The sequence below is a fragment of the Wohlfahrtiimonas larvae genome (assembly GCF_002006755.1).
In the GTDB taxonomy this organism is placed as follows: domain Bacteria; phylum Pseudomonadota; class Gammaproteobacteria; order Cardiobacteriales; family Wohlfahrtiimonadaceae; genus Wohlfahrtiimonas; species Wohlfahrtiimonas larvae.
In genome coordinates this window covers 1-907 of sequence record NZ_MVDO01000267.1, presented here as the reverse complement: position 1 = coordinate 907, position 907 = coordinate 1, and the positions used below count along the sequence as shown (strand labels likewise).

1 protein-coding gene is annotated in these 907 nt (G+C 38.8%); it reads right to left on the bottom strand.

Annotation, left to right across the window (positions count from 1 at the left end):
• Positions 1-907, bottom strand: a 907-nt coding sequence (locus BZK14_RS12970; RefSeq protein WP_171973745.1) for an AIDA repeat-containing protein, incomplete at both ends; no start/stop codon positions are given.

The window sequence follows — 907 nt, the reverse complement described above, 5'->3', positions numbered from 1 at the left end:
ATTCTCAACAGTTTGTGTGCCATCATTAATTTCTGTATTCGATGCAATAGTACCTACGCCATTAACCAATTGAGAACCTTTATTCAAAATGGTATCTATGGCTTTACCACCTTCAATAATTTTCTGTATACCACCACTAATGATACTTGCAGTAGCCTCACCGCCAGTACTCACTCGCTGAGTGCCACCTACTGTGATTTCAACCCCTGTAGTTTTACCGCCATTTATAAGCTCTTGAACACCACCAGATCGAATATCAGTACCAGTTGCTTGACCATCTTTACCAATACTAAGAGTACCACCATCTTTAATGATCGCATTAATAGACATACCTGAATCAGATACGCTTTGTTTACCATCTTTTTCAACAATCGTCCTTGTTGCTTCTGAGCCTACACCTGAAATTTCTTGAAGACCACCACTCTTAACAGTCGTATCAAATGCTTTACCGCCATCCGTAACATTTTGAGTACCATCATTATTCACAATCGTATTATTTGCTACACCACCATTTGTTACAGTTTGTGTACCATCTTTATTAATTCTACTACTAGTTGCAGTACCGCCATTTTTAATAGTTTGTACGCCACCATTAATAGTTGTATTCTCTGCAACAGAACCTTTACCACTTACATTTTGTGAGCCTGTTGTTAATGTAGTATTAATTGCTGATCCACCATCAATAATATTTTGGGTACCACCTTTAATCTCTACTGCTTTTGCAATACCATCTTTCTCAATATTTTGAATACCAGCACCATCAACATAACCACCTGTCGCTAAACCACCGTTTTTAACAGTTTGTATGCCACTACTGATTTCTGTACCTGTTGCGATTGCATTCACACCCTCTACAGTCTGCACACCGCCTGTAATACGTACACTCTCAGCGATACCACCTGATTTA